This is a genomic window from Arenibacterium halophilum (genome assembly GCF_005938225.1).
In the GTDB taxonomy this organism is placed as follows: domain Bacteria; phylum Pseudomonadota; class Alphaproteobacteria; order Rhodobacterales; family Rhodobacteraceae; genus Arenibacterium; species Arenibacterium halophilum.
Window position 1 is genome coordinate 1 of record NZ_VCPC01000004.1, and the last position, 17,139, is coordinate 17,139.

Consider the following 17,139-nt stretch of genomic DNA (forward strand, 5'->3'; position numbering starts at 1 on the left):
TCTTCAGTTGATAGACCAGCTTGCCCAAGGGTCAACCGGAAGTGCCAAATCGGGGTCTGACACAAGATTTTGGGGCCTTAACCACGTTATCCCCAAGGCTACCCACAGAGTCGGCCGAGTCAGCCGCTGGAATCCGAGCTGGGCCGAGTCGGAATCAAATGGATTCGCCGTTACGACGAGTCGCGTATCCCTGAAAACTGACAAAGCCCGCGAGTCCTCGCGGGCATGTCATCTCTCGGCCCCAGGGACCATCGACTGGCGTTACGCAGACCGTCGGGCAAGCCCGGGAAGCAAACCCGACCATTTAACCCGCAAAGCCAACAACCCGACAATCAACGCCAGATAGACCAGCGGTTCGATCTGGAACCCCTTCGCCAGCCAGACGTAATGGACCGCCGCCAGCACGGCCATCGGATAGGTGAGCTTGTGCAGCTTGCGCCATTTGGGCCCCAGCCGACGCACCGACCAGTTATTCGAGGTGACCGCCAGCGGGATCAGCAGCGCCAGCGCCGCCATGCCCACAGTTATATAGGGACGTTTCACGATATCAGCCCAGACGCGGGCGAGGCTTTGCACATCCAGCACCGCCCATACGGTGAAATGCGCGAGGACCAGAAAGAAGGTGGTCACCCCGATGGCCCGGCGAAAGCGGATCAGGTTCAGCCCGGCAAAGCGGCGCAGCGGCGTGATCGCCAGCCCCAGCACAACCAGCTGCAGCGCGCGTTCGCCATAGGTGTGTTCCAGCGCCTTGACCGGATCGGCGCCCAGGTCGCCTGTCACCCCGCGCCAGAACATCCAAGCGGCCCATGCCGCCGCAACGACATAGATCAGCCAAGGCGGCACCCGCCGCAGCGCGCTGTTGATCCTGTCCATCAGTAGTTCTTGGCCAGGTCCATGCCGTCGTAGAGGCTCGCGACCTCGTCATAACCATTGAACATCAGCGTGTCCTGGCGGGCCGCGAACAACCCACCGCCGATGCGCCGCTCGCTTGCCTGGCTCCACCTTGGGTGATCCACCGTGGGGTTCACGTTGGAATAGAACCCGTATTCGCCCGCGTTCGCCTTGTTCCAACTGGTCGGCGGCTGGGTATCCGTCAGCGTGATGCGCACGATCGACTTGATGGATTTGAACCCGTACTTCCAGGGCACCACCAGCCGGATCGGTGCGCCGTTCTGGTTCGGGATCGGCTTGCCGTAGATCCCCGTCGCCATGATTGTCAGCGGATGCCGCGCCTCGTCCAGCCGCAGGCCTTCGACATAGGGCCAGTCGAGCACAGGATAGCGCAGGCCCGGCATTTCCTCGGGGCGCATTGCGGTTTCAAATGCCACGAACTTCGCGCCCGACTGAACGCCTGCCATATCCAGCAGGTCGGCCAGTTCGAACCCGTTCCACGGCACCACCATCGACCACGCCTCGACACAGCGGAAGCGATAGATACGCTCCTCCATCGTCATGGCCTCGGCGATCTGCTCCATCGAATAATCGCCCGGCTTATCAACCAAGCCGTCGATCTTGATCGACCAGGGCTTGGTCGTCAGCATATGCGCGTTCTTGGCCGGATCGCCCTTGCCGGTGCCGAATTCGTAGTAGTTGTTGTAGGTGGTGATATCGCCGTAGTCGTTCGGCTCCAGAGCATCACTCGCGGCCATGGCCCGCCCACCAATCCCGCCGGCGATCCCCACGCCCGCCAGTCCGGCAATGATCTGGCGACGGTTCAGGAATGCCGCACGCGGAGTCACGTCGGCATGGGTTAGATCGGGTGTCCAGCGGTGGGCCATCGGGCGCTCCTCTTCATTGCGCGGTTCCGATGAAGGTAGGCCGGTTATTGCCGACCGCCAAACCAATTCGCCTCACGTTTCGGCGACGGCATTGTAACTTGGCAGCATCTCGTTCAGCGGCGTGCTGGTGCCATCGGCCTGCACAATGCGCACGTGACGCCGCCGCATCAGGCGCGGTTCCGACACGCCGACCGCATGGGCGATCATCTCGACCTCGTGGATGATCTCGCGCGCATAATGCGACACGCGGGCGTGTTTGTCGGCCACCACCAGCCCCTTCTGGAAGCGCGGGTTGTGGGTGGTGATGCCGGTTGGGCAGGTGTTCTTGTTGCACTTCAGCGCCTGGATGCAGCCAAGGCTGAACATGAAGCCACGCGCCGAGGTGACGAAATCCGCCCCTGCCGCGAGCGCCCATGCCACATCGCCGGGGTTCACCAGCTTGCCGCTGGCCACCATGCGAATCCGTTGTTTCAGCCCGTGCCGGTCGCGCAGGTCCACCACGCGGGGCAGCGCCTCGCGCACCGACATGCCGACCAGATCGATCAGCGGCATCGGGGCCGCGCCGGTGCCGCCTTCGCCCCCGTCCAGCGTGATGAAATCGGGGGCCGCTTCTTCGCCGCGCGCCACGATGGCCTGAAACAGACCGTCGAATACCGTTACGTCGCCTACCACCGTCTTGATCCCAACCGGCTTGCCCGTCACCTCGCGGATATGGGCGATCACATCGAGCAGGTCGTCATAGCTGTCGATCTCGGGGTGGCGGTTGGGCGACAGGCTGTCCTGCCCGATCTGAATGCCGCGAATACGGGCGATTTCCTCGGTCACCTTGGCGGCGGGCAGGATGCCGCCCTTGCCGGGCTTCGCGCCCTGGGCCAGCTTCAGCTCGAACATGCGAACCTGGTCGTGGGCCGCGATTTCGCGCAGCTTGTCGTCGGACAGGTTCCCATGTGGATCACGCACGCCATATTTCGCCGTGCCGATCTGCATCACGATATCGCAGCCGCCCTCAAGATGGTACGGGCTCAGCCCGCCCTCGCCCGTGTTCATCCAGACATTCGCGCCCTTGGCCCCCCGGCTCAGCGCCTGCACGGCCGGACGCGACAGCGCGCCATAGCTCATCCCCGAGATGTTGAAGAACGACGGCGCCAGATAGGGCGTGCGCGCACCGGGGCCGATCAGCATCGGTTCGGTGCTGGCGTATTGGTCATCCAGCGGCGGGAAAGCGGCGTTCACGAAGATCGGCGTGCCCGGCACCGAGATGTTTCGCGTTGACCCGAAGGCCACGGTATTGCCCTTGGCATCCGCCGCGCGGTTCACCCAATCGCGCTGCGCCCGGTTGAACGGCAGTTCCTCGCGGTCCATGGCAAAGAAGTACTGGCGAAAGAATTCGCCAAGCTCGGTGAACAGGTGGCGAAAGCGCCCGATCACCGGGTAGTTGCGGCGCACCGCGTCGCCCGTCTGCACCCGGTCGGCCACGAACAGCGCAATCACCACCAGCAGGCCGACACCGATCAGCGTGACGAACACCAGAACCAGTATTTCCAGCGCATTCATCGCAAAGCTCATTGCCGTTCCCCTTTTCCGCACCATCTTCAGGTGCGAGAGTTAACCCAAGGCGGGCGGCTGACAACCCGCTAACCCCTCAGACCGGAGCCTTCCATGAACCGTATCGCCCTGTCCTTCGCACTGATGCTGGCCGCAACCGCCGCCCCGGCGCAGGATCGCATCGTCCACTCCACCAGCCAGAGTTTCGACGACGTGGTGTTCGGGCTGGAAAACGCGATCCTCGACCGGGGGCTGGTGATTTCCGCCACCCACCATGTGGCCGAGATGCTGGACCGCACCCGCGCCGACGTGGGATCGGACGTGGTGATCTTTGATCAGGCCGAGGTGTTCAGCTTCTGCTCGGCCACCCTGTCGCGCAAGGTGATGGAGGCCGACCCGATGAACATCGCCTTCTGCCCCTACACGATCTTCGTGGCCACCACCGCCGACGACCCGGGCACCACGCACATCGGCTATCGCAGTTTCCCGGATGGCCCCATGGCCGAGGTGCAAGCCCTGCTGGAAGAGATCTCGCAAGCCGCGATCGGCGATTAGGGCGCCACGCGGCTCCAGCCCGGCGGCAGGATGTCGGGGTTCGACAGCTTGGGGTTGCCGAACCAGCGCGCGGGCGCGAACACCTGTTTTGTCGCCGAGGGGTTCAGCCACGCACCCCACCACGAAAACGACGAATTGGCGATGATGTGGTGATTGCACAGCGCCATCAGGCGCATGTCTTCGAAATCGGGCACGCGGCCGCCGAAATCCACCACCACGCGCTCCACCGGCAGGGGCAGATTCTCACGCGCCCAGGCGGGATCGTCCGAAAACACATAGACGGTCGGGGCTGTGTCCAGCGTGGGCAGCAAGCGTTCCAGCGCCGCCGCATAATAGGCCGGATCGCACAGCGCATGGGCCGCCAGCGCCACGTAATCGCCGCGCCGCACATGCAATGACACCGCAGGCCCGGCGGTGATCTGCGCCGCCATCCCGGCCACTTCGGGGGCGGACGGTTCGGGAAAGCGAAAGGCGGCGCGAATCTCGTCCGCCACCTCGGCGAAATAGCGTTCCGACTGCCAGTAGCCGTGAAGATAGCTGCCATCGCCCCATGTCTCGAACGCCGGGTTATAGCCCAGCCCCCGCTCGCGCCGGAACTGCGGAGCCAACCCCAGCTGCCGCCACGCCAGATAGCGCAGCTTTGCCCCGCGCGGCGGCGGCAGGCGGTCCGGCGCGACCACGGGCAGGTCGAACACATCGGTCAACACGCCCTCGCCCCGGGCCAGCACCTCGCGCGGATCAAGAGCGGCTTGCGTGCCGACGCGCCGCGCCAAGGCATGGGCGGCCGCGAACTGAAACATCTGGTTGCCAAGGCGGCCGAACAGGCGGGCGGTAATCATGGCCACAGGTCTAGGCCGAAACCGCGCCCTGCGCCAGAGAGCCATTGACGCGGCGCCCCATCCGGCGCTAAGGCCCGCGCAGGTTGCGGGGCTCCTGCCGTTCGCAGGCCGTCAGGCCATGGTGAAACCCGCTGAACTGCCCGATCCTGCCCGATTGCACCCCTGCATGTCGCCGGACGGAAACGCGAACCCCGGCCCATCTGCGACATGCGTTTGCATGAAAGGACCCGGCATGACCGATCCCATCCCCCAGCTGCGCATCGACGCGCTGAAATCACAGGCCCGCGCCCTGCGCGAGTCACTTGCCCGCGACGGCACACCCATTTCCCATTCGCAGGCGCTGGAGCGTGTGGCCCACGCCCATGGCGCGCGCGACTGGAACACGCTCAGCGCGCTGGCCCGGCGCACCGATGGCAACCGCCGCCCGCTGGCGGTGGGCGACCGCGTGGTCGGGCGCTACCTTGGCCAGCCCTTCACCGGCGTGGTGCATGATGTGCAACCCGCCGCCCAACCCGGCGACATGCGGGTGACGCTGCACTTCGATGACCCCGTCGACGTTGTGACCTTTCCGGCGTTTTCCAACTGGCGCCAGCGGGTCAGCGCCTTGATCGACGATCACGGCCGTTCGCCCCACCGCACGTCGGATGGGGTGCCGCAGATGATCGTCGGGCATCTGGCGGTGTGACCCGGCACGAAAAAGGGCGCGCAGGTTGCCCCGCGCGCCCCATGTCCGGTTCAACGAAACCGAGTTACTCGGCAGCCCAGCCACCAACGGCCTTGATCTCGACGAAATCCTCGATCCCGAAGGTGCCGCCTTCGCGCCCGTTGCCCGACTGTTTCATGCCGCCAAAGGGCGAACCGGGGCTGCGCGATTTGCCGTTCATTTCGACCATGCCCGAGCGCAGGTTCCGCGCCATGCGGTTGGCGCGCGCGCCGTCCTGGGTCTGGACATAGTTGGTCAGCCCATAGGGCGTGTCGTTCGCGATCTCGATGGCTTCCTCTTCGGTGTCGAAGGGGATCATCGTCATCACCGGGCCAAAGATTTCCTCGCGCGCGATGGTCATCTGGTTGTTCACATCGGCAAAGATCGTCGGCTTGACGTAGAAGCCACGGTTCAGCCCATCGGGTCGCCCCACGCCACCCGCCACCAGCTTGGCGCCTTCGTCGATGCCCTTCTGGATCAGCTCCTGGATCTTCTTGAACTGCACCTCGTTCACGACGGGGCCGATGTGGCGACCTTCGTCATGGGCCGAGCCGACGGTGACGGCATTTGCCACTTCGCCCGCGGTTTCCACGGCCTTGTCATAGATCTGGCGCTGCACCAGCATCCGGCTGGGCGCGTTGCACGACTGGCCCGAGTTGTTCATCATGTGCAGCACGCCGCGCTTGATCGCCTTGTCGTCGGCATCGGCGAACACGACGTTCGCGCCCTTGCCGCCCAGCTCCAGATGCACGCGCTTCAGCGTGTCGGCGGCGGCCTTGGAAATCAGCGTACCCGCGCGGGTCGAGCCTGTGAAGGACACCATGTCGACATCCGGATGGCTCGACAGCTGGCTGCCAACGCCCGCGCCATCGCCGTTCACCAGGTTGAACACACCTGCGGGGAACCCGGCCTCGTCCATCAGCTCGGCAAAGATCATCGCGTTCAGTGGGCTCTGTTCCGAGGGTTTCAGCACCATGGTGCAGCCCGCAACCGCCGCCGCGCCAACCTTCAGCGCGATCTGGTTCATCGGCCAGTTCCACGGCGTGATCAGCGCCGCAACGCCCACCGCTTCCTTGATGATCCGGTCTTCGGGGAACTTCTCGTGCAAGGGTGCATCGAATTCGAAATTCTTGGCAGCCCGCAGAAAATTCTTGAGGTGGAAAATCCCGGCGCCCACCTGCTGGCTGCGGGCCATGTCGATCGGCGCGCCCATCTCGGCGCTGATCGCCTGCGCCAGATCCTCGCCGCGCGAATCATAAATCGACGCCAGCTTTTCCAGATAGGAAATCCGCTCGGCCGGATCCATGTACATCCAGTCGCCCAGCGCGGCCTTGGCGGCGGCCACGGCGGCATTGGTATCGGCCTCGCTGCCCAGCGAAATCACGGCACAGGGCTCTTCCGTCGACGGGTCGATCACATGGAAATCATTGGGTTTGGACGGGGCGACCCATTTTCCGTTGATATAGAAATCGCGCTTCTCGATCATGTCTTGCTCTCCCGATCATTTTCCCGACCGCGCGGTCAGGGGATTCGCGCCACTCTTTCACCGGACCGGGCACAAGGCAAGCGGGTGCAGCCAAGGGGGGTGAAACCGCGCGGCGAAGACATTAGGTTCGCCCTGACCACGAGTCGTCAACATCACGCGGAGGAAACCAGAATGGGTTTGCGCATCAACGACACCGTCCCCGATTTCAGCGCCGAAACCGATCAGGGCACGATCAGCTTTCATGACTTCATCGGCGACAGCTGGGCGATCCTGTTTTCCCACCCCAAGGATTTCACGCCGGTCTGCACCACCGAATTCGGTGCCGTGGCGCAGCTGTCGGACGAATGGGCCAAGCGCGGCACCAAGGTGATCGGCGTGTCCGTCGACGGGGTCGAGGACCACAAGAAATGGAAAGGCGATATCGAGGGTTACGCGGGCGCCAAGGCCGGTTTCCCGATCATCGCCGATGAGGGCCTCGCCGTGTCGAAAGCCTTCGACATGCTCCCGGCCGAGGCCTACATGCCCGATGGCCGCACCCCCGCCGACAGCGCCACCGTGCGCTCGGTCTTCATTATCGGGCCCGACAAGAAACTGAAACTGTCGATGACCTACCCGATGAACGTGGGCCGCAACTTTGCCGAGGTGCTGCGCGCGCTGGACGGGCTACAAACCGCCGCCCGCGAAAACGTGGCAACGCCCGCGAACTGGGCCCCGGGCGGTGACGTGGTGATTCCGGTCGCCGTCAGCGACGAAGACGCCAAGGCGAAATACGGCGAATTCACCACGCACTTCCCCTACTTGCGCACAGCCAAGCTGCCGGGCTGACCGGCCGCCCCAGACGCAACCGCGCCGGCCCGCTTGCGGGCCGGCGCCTTGTTCTTCGGCTTACCGCTGCGGACGCAGGTGCATCTGCGCGCGATACCACGCGCGGGCCAGTTCGCGGCGCAGCTTGCCACCCGGTGGGGTCTTGGTCTGGATGGTGGAGCCGCCGATCTCGGGCGCGACTTCGCGATTGCCGGTGCCCAGCACCGCGTGCACCGGCTGGCCCGTGATCCAGTGCATCTGCAACAGCGTGTCGACGGGCCGGTCAATCCGGGCGGTCAGGTGCAGCAGCCGTTGCGCCGCGTCGCGCCCCACCACCTGCGCGATGCATTGCAGCCCGATCACCCGCGGCAGGATCAGCCGCAGGTCGCCCGCCTCGGCCAACATCCGCGCCGGGCGCTCGCGCTGTTTCACCGGCAGGCGCACATACATGCTGCGCGCGGCCTGCGCCGCGATCATGTCCAGTGCCCGCGCCAGCCGGTCGGGATCGACCGCCAGATCATCCTCGACCACAAGCCCGCAGTCGTCACCGCTGTCCACGATCCGCTGCCAGCAGGCGCGGTGGCTGGCGAACACGCCCACCTCGGGCGCGCGCAAGTCAAAGGGATAGCGCGGGCGAAACAGATCGCCCGGATGCGTGACCAGATCCGCAATCTGGCCTGGGTCGCGGCCATCCACGGCCTCGACCAACTCGGCACCAGGCAAATCACGCAACAGCCGTTCGGCATTGGGCCGCCGCGCCGTGCTTTTGCTCATGTGGATGATGTAGGACTGCATGGCGCCTTGGATACCCCATGCCACGCCCATGGCAAGAGCGTTGCCTGCCCGCGACCGCATCCAAAATTGCCATGAAGGCCGCTCTGCCCTAAGCTGTTCGCAGGATCCCGGCGGTTTTAAGGCCGGGTCTGCCAGCGGCCCCATTTTTCCGGGCTGAAGTATCGCATTGAAACAACGCATTGGAGCATCCGATGGCCACCGCCACCCAATCCCTGAAAGATCTGGTCGAAGGCAGTTACAGATATTTCGACTCGCTGATTGGCGAGATGAATGACCTGATCGGCGAAAGCGAAAAATATCTCCGCATGAGCCTGGTCAAAAAGTTCATGAGCGCGAAATCGCAGAGCGAACTGAAAGTTGAAACCGCAGCGCTGCGAGACTGTTTCGACAAGCTGAACGACACACTGGCAGATGTGCTGGACGAAAAGATCACCAATCCCAAGCCGCTGGAGAACATACTCGAAAAATCAAAACGGCAGTTGCTGATCGTGATGGAGGTTCTCGCCAAGTTCAAGGCCGTGGTGGCGACCGATGTCGGGTCTGCCATCTTTCTGCTTTTCCAGACACTGGTCAAACTTGCCCCGCTGGTAAGCCGTTGCCAGAAATTCCAGAAGACGATCCAGCAGTTACAGAAAGACCTCCGGGCGGTCGAAAAGGCCACCAACGCCAAGGCTGCAAAAACCACTCTGGCCGTAGGGGTGGCTGCGTTGGGCGTGATGACCGGTCCTGTCGGGCTAATCGCGACCCTGACCATCAGCACCGGCACCGTGGTCACAGGCGAAATCATTGATGCCTATATTGGCAACGGCACCGAAGTGTCGGCTCTGAAAGGCGCCCAGACCACCGCCGACCTAAGCTACAGTGCCTATGACGCGATGGGAAAGACCAAGATCAAATCCTTTGGCCCGCTGAAAACCGTGGCCGATCTGACGCTGGGCAGCGCCGATCTGGGGCTGTCTGTCTACAACAAGCACAAGATCGAAAAGCGATTGAAAGACCTGATGAAGGAATACGACGCGATCCATGCCGAGATGATGAAAATGGCCCGCGACATCAAAAAACAGCGCGATTACACCATGAAAAAATTAGCCGAGGCCCGGGCCACCGCCAAGAAGGAAGGCTATGTCGTCTCTCCGAAAGAGCTGGAGCGCCTCCGCAAGGAATTGAAAAGCTTCAAGTGACGGCAACGAAAAAGCCCCGGCGCAATGGCCGGGGCTTGATCTTTGCAAGGGTCGCGCCGGTTACTCGGCGCTTTCCTCTTTCTTGATCTCTTCGCCGGTTTCCTGATCGACGACTTTCATCGACAGGCGCACCTTGCCGCGATCGTCGAAGCCCAGCAGCTTGACCTTGACCTCTTGACCTTCCTTCAGAACATCCGAGGGGTGGTTCAGGCGGCGGTTCTCGATCTGGCTGACGTGGACAAGGCCGTCGCGCTTGCCGAAGAAGTTCACGAAGGCGCCGAAGTCGACGATCTTCACGACGGTCCCGGTGTACACGGCGCCCTCTTCCGGCTCGGCCACGATCGAATGGATCATGTCATAGGCCTTCTGGATGGCGTCGCCGTTCGGGCTGGCGATCTTGATGATGCCATCGTCGTTGATGTCAACCTTGGCGCCCGACACTTCGACGATCTCGCGGATCACCTTGCCGCCCGAGCCGATCACTTCGCGGATCTTGTCGGTCGGGATCTGCATCGTTTCGATGCGCGGCGCGTGAACGCTGAATTCACCCGCGCCGGTGATCGCCTTGGACATTTCGCCCAGGATGTGCAGACGGCCTTCCTTGGCTTGCGCCAGGGCTTTCTCCATGATCTCGGGCGTGATGCCGGCGACCTTGATGTCCATCTGAAGCGAGGTGATGCCGTTTTCGGTGCCCGCAACCTTGAAGTCCATGTCGCCCAGGTGGTCTTCGTCACCCAGGATGTCGGTCAGAACCGCGTACGAACCATCATCTTCCAGCACCAGGCCCATGGCCACACCGGCCACGGCGGCCTTCAGCGGAACGCCCGCGTCCATCATCGACAGCGAGCCACCGCAGACCGACGCCATCGAGGACGAACCGTTGGATTCGGTGATCTCGGACACGACGCGGATGGTGTAGGGGAAATCGGTTGCCGCCGGCAGAACCGCCTGCAACGCGCGCCACGCCAGCTTGCCGTGGCCGATTTCACGGCGACCGGGCGAACCGACACGACCGACTTCACCAACCGAATACGGCGGGAAGTTGTAGTGCAGCAGGAAGTTGGATTTGAAGTTGCCATGCAGCGCGTCGATGAACTGTTCGTCGTCGCCGGTGCCCAGCGTAGTCACGACCAGGCCTTGCGTTTCACCACGGGTGAACAGCGCCGAACCGTGGGTCCGCGGCAGCAGGCCGGTTTCGGCCACGATCGGGCGCACCTGATCCAGCGCACGGCCGTCGATCCGCTTGCCGTCTTTCACGACGGTCGACCGCAGAACGGTCGATTCCAGCTTTTTCAGCGCCGAACCCAGGTTCGCATCGTCCTGCTGCTCTTCGCTCAGGCTGGCGATGATCGCCTCTTTCGCGGCCGACACGGCTGCGACGCGTTCCTGCTTGTCGAGGATCGCGTAGGCGGCTTTCATCTGCTCTTCGCCGGCGGCTTTCACCGCGTCGAACAGCGCCGAGTAATCCGGCGGGGTGAAGGTGAACGGCTCTTTCGCCGCGTCTTCGGCCAGGGCGATGATCAGGTCGATCACCGGCTGGATCTGCTCGTGCGCGAAGTTGACGGCGCCCAGCATCTCGGCTTCGGTCAGTTCGTAGGCTTCCGATTCCACCATCATCACGGCGTCTTTGGTGCCCGCAACGATCAGGTCCAGACGCTGTTCCGGGTTCAGGCGCAGGTCCTGCATGTCGTCCACGGTCGGGTTCAGGATGTATTCGCCATCCTCATAGCCCACGCGGCAGCCTGCGATCGGGCCCATGAAGGGCGCGCCCGACAGGGTCAGTGCAGCGGATGCCGCGATCATCGCCACCACGTCGGGGTCATTGACCAGATCGTGGCTGAGGACGGTGCACATCACCAGAACTTCGTTCTTGAAGCCGGGGACGAACAGCGGGCGGATCGGACGGTCGATCAGGCGCGCGGTCAGCGTTTCCTTCTCGGTCGGACGCGCCTCGCGCTTGAAGAAGCCGCCCGGGATTTTACCGGCGGCGTAATATTTTTCCTGGTAGTGCACGGTCAGCGGAAAGAAATCCTGACCGGGCTTTTGTTCCTTGGCAAAGGTCACGTTGGCCATGACCGAGGTTTCGCCAAGCGTGGCGATCACGGTGCCGTCGGCCTGACGGGCAACCTTGCCGGTTTCCAGCGTGAGCGTTTCTTCGCCCCACTGCATTGATTTCGTCGAAATGTTGAACATCATCGTATCCTGTTACGGAGCGCTCCCGGGCGATCCCGGGTCTCCGGTTTGCATGGCGGCCCCATTGCCGCCGACCCTCTGTATCTTGCTCTCGCGCGCCTGGGTCCGGGCGCATCGTCTCAGATTGGGCGGCCTTACACGGGTTTGCAGCACTTGAAAAGCTTTGTCTCGCAGACAGGACATTTCGCGGCAGATGCCCTGCCACGATCTTGCCACCTTGCGATCATCCTGCGGCCCCGAGCGATAGGCAAAATTTGGTTCAATCTGGTTGGGGTTAAACGGAATACCAAAGATGCTAAGACAGATGAAATGGGCCGCCGGCCTGATGCTGGCCCTTTTGGGGGGCTGTGGAGAGATACAGGGCACGGGCGAACAGGCCCGCATCCTTGCCATGGGCGACAGTATGCTGGCCTGGAACGGCACCGCGCATCAATCGGTGTCCTTCGCGATTGAACAGGAACTGGGCGAGCCGGTTGTCGACCGTTCGGTTTCGGGGGCGCATGTGCTGTACGCCCTGCCGGTCAGCGGCGCGATGGGCATGAAGATTTCCAAGCAATACGTTCAGGGCAAATGGGACTGGATCGTTCTGAACGGCGGCGGCAACGATATGTGGCTGGGTTGCGGTTGCGTGCGCTGCGACACCCGGATCGACAGGATGATCTCGGCCGATGGCAAATCCGGCGCAATCGCAGACCACGTCGCCCAATTGCGGGCCACCGGGGCGCAGGTGGTTTACGTCGGCTATCTGCGCAGCCCCGGGCGCAATTCGCCGATCGAGCATTGCCGCGACGAAGGCGACAAATTCGACGGCCGCATCGCGCGCATGGCGGCGGCCGATCCGGGCGTGCATTTCATCTCGCTGGCTGATCTGGTGCCCTATGGCGACCGGTCCTACCATGCCTTCGACATGATCCATCCCTCGGTCAAGGGCAGCGCGGCCATCGGGCGGCGCGTGGCGCGTACCATCGGCGCGCACGACTGACCCAAATCGCAAAAAAAGAGCCACGCGCGATGCGTGGCTCTGACGTGTTCAGCGATAGGTGCGCAGCTTAGCGGCGCAGGCCCAGACGCTGGATCAGGTCGGTGTAACGCGCCTCATCCTTGCTCTTGGTGTAGTCCAGCAGCTTGCGGCGCTGTGCCACCATCTTGAGCAGACCACGGCGGCCGTGGTTGTCTTTCTTGTGGGTCTTGAAGTGCTCGGTCAGGGTCGCGATGCGCGAGCTGAGGATCGCAATCTGCACTTCGGGCGAACCGGTGTCGCCTTCCTTGGTTGCGTATTCCTTGATCAGGCGGTTCTTTTCGTCTGCGGTGATCGACATCGGGGTCTCCTTCAATCGGTTCGTGTGGATGGCGCAGGCCGGGATGTCGTCCAGCGCAGGCCCATGGAGCACGCCCGGGCGATTCCCCGGGCGATGGGCGCGTATAGGACAGCGCGCGCGAAATGGCAAAGCCTATTGCGCAGGCGTGGGTTCGGCCTGCGGCTGCCATGCCACGGGGCGCTGCGCGTATGACACATACAGCGGGTGGCGCGGATGGCCGTCGCGGGTCAGGCCAAGGTGGAACAGCGGCACATCCATCGCGCGCAGCAGCCCCGTCACCCCGGCGGCCTGATTCAGATGTGTGCCGTGTACGCCCCATGCCGCAACAATCTGATCGGCCCATGCCGCACCTTCACGCAGGGTGCTGTCATTGTCCGGGCCGACGGGTTCGGCAGCGGCGCGCAGATCCGCCGGATCGGTGGCGCGAAACGCAAACAGGTTCGTCACCCGGAACGCGCCAAAGCCCAGCGCCCGTGCGCGCCGTTCACAGCGTTCCACGGTGGGATCGTTCTTCAGCTCGCTTGCCGTGGACGGGTTCAGCATCACGAACATCAGCTTGCGCCCACCCGCATCCCATTCGCGCGTCAACGCATAGCGATAGGTTTCGCAATCGGAATAGACCGCAAGCGAGCGCGTGCCTTCGCCTTCGTGGGCGCGTTCGATCATTGGTTGAACACGCGCGAGGGGTGCAGCATCCCGGCCTTGTAGACACCTACGGCCACCGCGCGCCCGTCAAGCGAGGCCCAGGCCTCGTCGCCGTATTCCACGTCGCTGGCCAGCACCATGCCGGGGTTGCCGTTGCGCAGCTTGGCCGCGCCCTCGGGCGTCGCCTTCAGCTCGGGCAGGTCGGCAAGGCCCAATTCCAGCGGGTGCAGATGCGTGTCCAGCTCGGGCGTGCGGGCCATCTGTTCGACCTGCTCCATCGTCAGCCCGTCTTCGACATCGAAGGGGCCGGACCAGATACGCCGCAGGCGCACCACATGGGCGTGACAGCCCAGCGCGGCACCCAGATCGCGCGCGATCGACCGGACGTAACCGCCTTTGCCACAGGTCATTTCCAGCGTGACGTGATCGGCATCGGGCCGGTCGGTCAGCACCAGTTCCTCGACCCAGAGGGGCCGCGCCGCCAGGTCCATCTCTTCGCCGTCGCGGGCGCGCTTATAAGCGCGCTCGCCGTCGATCTTGACGGCCGAGAATTGCGGCGGCACCTGCATGATGTCGCCGACAAAGGCGCCCAGCGCCTCCTTGATGGCTGCATCGTCGGGGCGCAGATCGGATTGGGCGATCACCTCGCCCTCGGCATCGTCGGTGTTCGTGGCAATGCCCAGCCGCACCGTGAATTCATAGGCTTTCAGTGCATCGGTCACGAAGGGCACGGTTTTCGTCGCCTCGCCCAGCGCCACGGCCAGAACGCCGGTGGCCTCTGGGTCCAGCGTGCCGGCATGGCCCGCCTTCTTCGCGCCCAGCGCCCAGCGCACCTTGTTCACCACGGCGGTCGAGGTGGGGCCAGCCGGTTTGTCGATCACCAGCCACCCGGAAATGTCGCGCCCTTTTCGTGCCATATCGCCTGATCCGTCCCGTGGTTGCAGGTGGCGCGTTATACGGTGCGGCGCGACGCGGTCAACCGCTGCGCGATGGCGTCAGCCCCACGCGGGCAAAGCCCCGCCGGGCCTCGGCCACTGTCAGGAACCGGCCCGCCGGGCGCGGGTGTGGCCCCATGATCGCATGGATGCGCCGCACGGAGCGTTCCGGCAGCGCGGCCAGCGCCATTTCCCCGGGCCAAAGGCTTTCACAGGGCAGCCCGTTCGCCAGAAGCAGCGCGTGATGATCCAGCACAAGGTGGTGATAGTTGATCCAGGCTATGTCATGCGCGTCATACACGCCGGGCAAGGCCGTCAGCGCCTTGACCGGCACCAAGCCGCCAAGTTCACCAACCCAGACGCGATGCTGCGGCGACAGGATAAGCTCGGCCCGGGGCACGCCCTTGCCCAGCGCCCCGGCCGCAACTCGCACGGGCGAGGCGCGATCCGGCCCCGCCGTCCATCGTGGCGACGACAAGCACAACCGCAGTGGCGCGTACCCGCCCCCCAGCAGCGCCAACAGGTCGCCTGCGCGCAGCCGTTCCACCGGCACCGGGCCATCCACCGTGTCGATCCGCGTGCCGGGGCCGAAACAGGGCGGCGCGGCGGCCGGATACTGCAAATACCCAGACACGTTGTCATAATGGTTTACCACCGTCAGCGGCGTGTCCAGCGGCGGCATCGGCCCGTAGATCGCAAAGGCGTGGATCGTGAAGGCATCGTTGTTCAGCGAAATGAACTGAATGCCATAGCTGGTGCCAAAGGAATCCTGCACCTCCATCACATATTCAGATTCGATGATGGTGCCGTGCGGATACAGGGTGCCGTTGATCGTCTGCTGACCGCTTAACGTCTGGTTCGTCCCTGCGTCATCGTCGAAGAAATTGTCGGTCAGGTCGCTGATCTTAATGGTGTTCGCCACCGCACCAGAGCCAATCATGATCGTGTCTGACCCGTTGACGAAATGATAACCACTATTGCTGTTGAATCCTGTGGGATTGTTCGTGGTGGCATAGCCGATGTCATATATCGGCAAACTGTACAGTGTCATCGGTCACAACCCGTCCGGCGGCAAAGGCCGGTTATCGGGGGGTTGTGTTAAACCTGGTTTAACCAGAGCGGATGCGCCGCCGGTGTATGTCCGGCATTTTAGCCAAATCAGCCCAAACCGCGCGCTATTGCGCGTCGGTCACCACGCCGACGATGGGCCCCATCGCAAAACCAGCATCGCTGCGTCGGATCGCGGGGGCATAGAGGCGCGAGATATTGCCATCGAAATACAGCGCGTTTGTCGCGCCCAGCTGGTCGCGAAACAGGCTGCCGAATTCGTGGAAGGTGACGGCATTGCCCGAGATCACGAAGACCACGCGCTGCCCGTCATCGCTGGTGCCCACGCCGTTGCGGACATAACGCGACGTGCTGTCGGGCAGGAACCGGGGGTGCAGCGCGCCGTCGATCACCAGCATCGGGCCGGATTGCGTGGCAAAGCGACAGTCGGGCGCCTGTTTCACGAAATCCAGCGTCTCGAACACATCGGCGCGGCCCTCGCCGATGCAGAACACCCCGTTGGGCAGCATACCGAAGTTGCCCGGCCCTGCGTTCGGAATCACCCGGCGCAGCTCTTCCCCGTTCTCGACATAATGGCCCACCGGCGCGCGGTCGCGGTGATACATGCCCGCATTCATCGCGAAAGCCAGCGCCTTGCCATCCGCCTGAAGCCGCGAATCGATGGCGCCGAACTGGCCCAGCACATCGCCCAGGTCGTCATAGAGGAAGAGTCGCAGATCTTCCCGTGCCGGATCTACCTCGCACACGGTATACCGGTTGCCCTCGTGTGTCAGGTCGGAACACTCGACCGCCGCCGCAGGCGCGGCAAGCGCCGCCCAGACGGCAGCCGCCCAGACGGCGGCGCGCGTCACTCGTCCAGATCGCGGCGCACCGCGTCCTGCGAGAACATGCGCCGCGTGTCATCCATCCGGTCAAACGTCTCGTCCAGACGGAACCGCAGGTCGGGCGCGAATTTCAGCGCCAGTTTCTTCGCCACCATGCGCCGCAGCTCGGCCTTGTTGCGTGCCAGAAGCGATACGGCCTCGTCCTGCCCCTGCCCGCCCAGCGGCAGCGCATAAACGGTCGCCACCTTCAGGTCGGGTGACACGCGCACCTCGCCCACGGTGATCGACAGGCGGTTCAGCTCGGGGTCGTGCACGTCTCCGCGCGCCAGCACCTCAGACAGGGTGCGGCGGATCAGTTCGCCAACGCGCAGCTGGCGTTGCGAGGGCCCGGGCCCATCGTGGAATTTGTTCTTGGCCATATCCGGGATGTAATCCGTCACGCGGGCTTTGCCAAGCCGGGCAAAGCGGG

Annotated in this window: 18 protein-coding genes; 5 read left to right on the forward strand and 13 right to left on the reverse strand. The window is 63.8% G+C overall.

The features are described from left to right. Window positions 1-261: 261 nt before the first annotated feature. From msrQ to FGK64_RS16920, 3 genes are all read right to left on the reverse strand, one after another. Window positions 262-873, reverse strand: coding sequence for a protein-methionine-sulfoxide reductase heme-binding subunit MsrQ (gene msrQ / locus FGK64_RS16910; protein ID WP_138865039.1), 612 nt, complete (start codon window positions 871-873; stop codon window positions 262-264). Continuing rightward, window positions 873-1,778: a protein-methionine-sulfoxide reductase catalytic subunit MsrP gene (msrP, locus tag FGK64_RS16915; protein WP_138865040.1), complete on the reverse strand. Its 906-nt coding sequence runs from the start codon at window positions 1,776-1,778 to the stop codon at window positions 873-875. Before msrP ends, msrQ begins: the two co-directional genes overlap by 1 nt. Before the next feature lie 72 nt (window positions 1,779-1,850). Then, a complete protein-coding gene (locus tag FGK64_RS16920) occupies window positions 1,851-3,344 on the reverse strand; it encodes an FMN-binding glutamate synthase family protein (RefSeq protein ID WP_138865041.1) in 1,494 nt (497 codons plus the stop codon). Window positions 3,345-3,437: 93 nt separating this feature from the next. Between FGK64_RS16920 and FGK64_RS16925 the strand changes: the two genes are divergently transcribed. Next, entirely contained in the window at window positions 3,438-3,878 is a 441-nt protein-coding gene (locus FGK64_RS16925) for a DUF302 domain-containing protein (RefSeq protein WP_138865042.1), read from the forward strand. Here the strand turns inward: FGK64_RS16925 and FGK64_RS16930 are convergent. After that, window positions 3,875-4,717, reverse strand: a complete 843-nt coding sequence (locus FGK64_RS16930; protein WP_138865043.1) for an alpha-1,2-fucosyltransferase — start codon at window positions 4,715-4,717, stop codon at window positions 3,875-3,877. The two genes, FGK64_RS16925 and FGK64_RS16930, sit on opposite strands and share 4 nt — an antisense overlap. A gap of 232 nt (window positions 4,718-4,949) precedes the next feature. Between FGK64_RS16930 and FGK64_RS16935 the strand changes: the two genes are divergently transcribed. Beyond that, entirely contained in the window at window positions 4,950-5,402 is a 453-nt protein-coding gene (locus FGK64_RS16935; protein ID WP_138865044.1) for a glyoxalase superfamily protein, read from the forward strand. 64 nt (window positions 5,403-5,466) lie between these two features. Here the strand turns inward: FGK64_RS16935 and FGK64_RS16940 are convergent, their stop codons facing one another. Next, a complete protein-coding gene (locus FGK64_RS16940) occupies window positions 5,467-6,906 on the reverse strand; it encodes an aldehyde dehydrogenase family protein (RefSeq protein ID WP_138865045.1) in 1,440 nt (479 codons plus the stop codon). A 171-nt stretch (window positions 6,907-7,077) separates the two neighbouring features. Here FGK64_RS16940 and FGK64_RS16945 point away from each other — a divergent pair, with 171 nt between their 5' ends. Next, a complete protein-coding gene (locus FGK64_RS16945; RefSeq protein WP_138865046.1) occupies window positions 7,078-7,731 on the forward strand; it encodes a peroxiredoxin in 654 nt (217 codons plus the stop codon). Between the two features lie 60 nt (window positions 7,732-7,791). Here the strand turns inward: FGK64_RS16945 and FGK64_RS16950 are convergent, their stop codons facing one another. Then, on the reverse strand, window positions 7,792-8,565 hold the full coding sequence (locus FGK64_RS16950) for a glycosyltransferase family 25 protein (RefSeq protein WP_342773962.1): 774 nt from the start codon (window positions 8,563-8,565) through the stop codon (window positions 7,792-7,794). Window positions 8,566-8,696: 131 nt separating this feature from the next. On the opposite strand from FGK64_RS16950, the gene FGK64_RS16955 reads away from it, so the two are divergent. Then, window positions 8,697-9,686: a hypothetical protein gene (locus FGK64_RS16955; RefSeq protein ID WP_138865048.1), complete on the forward strand. Its 990-nt coding sequence runs from the start codon at window positions 8,697-8,699 to the stop codon at window positions 9,684-9,686. A 60-nt stretch (window positions 9,687-9,746) separates the two neighbouring features. Here the strand turns inward: FGK64_RS16955 and pnp are convergent, their stop codons facing one another. Then, the gene (gene pnp, locus FGK64_RS16960) at window positions 9,747-11,879 is read right to left on the reverse strand and encodes a polyribonucleotide nucleotidyltransferase (RefSeq protein WP_138865049.1); all 2,133 of its coding nucleotides are present in this window, start codon (window positions 11,877-11,879) and stop codon (window positions 9,747-9,749) included. A 292-nt stretch (window positions 11,880-12,171) separates the two neighbouring features. Between pnp and FGK64_RS16965 the strand changes: the two genes are divergently transcribed. Further along, window positions 12,172-12,861 carry an SGNH/GDSL hydrolase family protein gene (locus FGK64_RS16965; protein ID WP_246057804.1) on the forward strand — a complete coding sequence of 230 codons (690 nt, stop codon included), beginning with the start codon at window positions 12,172-12,174 and terminating at the stop codon, window positions 12,859-12,861. 67 nt (window positions 12,862-12,928) lie between these two features. Here the strand turns inward: FGK64_RS16965 and rpsO are convergent, their stop codons facing one another. The 6 genes from rpsO to rbfA all read right to left on the reverse strand — a co-directional run bounded on the left by rpsO (window position 12,929) and on the right by rbfA (window position 17,089). Continuing rightward, window positions 12,929-13,198 (reverse strand): 30S ribosomal protein S15, encoded by a 270-nt coding sequence (gene rpsO, locus FGK64_RS16970; protein WP_138865050.1) that lies wholly within the window; start codon window positions 13,196-13,198, stop codon window positions 12,929-12,931. Window positions 13,199-13,330: 132 nt separating this feature from the next. After that, window positions 13,331-13,864 (reverse strand): DUF1643 domain-containing protein, encoded by a 534-nt coding sequence (locus FGK64_RS16975; RefSeq protein ID WP_138865051.1) that lies wholly within the window; start codon window positions 13,862-13,864, stop codon window positions 13,331-13,333. Next, complete coding sequence (gene truB / locus FGK64_RS16980; RefSeq protein ID WP_138865052.1) at window positions 13,861-14,760, reverse strand: tRNA pseudouridine(55) synthase TruB; 900 nt, start codon at window positions 14,758-14,760, stop codon at window positions 13,861-13,863. Before truB ends, FGK64_RS16975 begins: the two co-directional genes overlap by 4 nt. A 58-nt stretch (window positions 14,761-14,818) precedes the next feature. After that, window positions 14,819-15,829, reverse strand: a complete 1,011-nt coding sequence (locus tag FGK64_RS16985; RefSeq protein WP_138865053.1) for a Hint domain-containing protein — start codon at window positions 15,827-15,829, stop codon at window positions 14,819-14,821. A gap of 124 nt (window positions 15,830-15,953) precedes the next feature. Further along, the gene (locus tag FGK64_RS16990) at window positions 15,954-16,697 is read right to left on the reverse strand and encodes a phosphodiester glycosidase family protein (protein ID WP_138865054.1); all 744 of its coding nucleotides are present in this window, start codon (window positions 16,695-16,697) and stop codon (window positions 15,954-15,956) included. Next, window positions 16,694-17,089, reverse strand: a complete 396-nt coding sequence (gene rbfA / locus FGK64_RS16995) for a 30S ribosome-binding factor RbfA (RefSeq protein ID WP_138865055.1) — start codon at window positions 17,087-17,089, stop codon at window positions 16,694-16,696. The genes FGK64_RS16990 and rbfA overlap by 4 nt, the downstream gene beginning before the upstream one ends. Window positions 17,090-17,139: the final 50 nt, after the last annotated feature.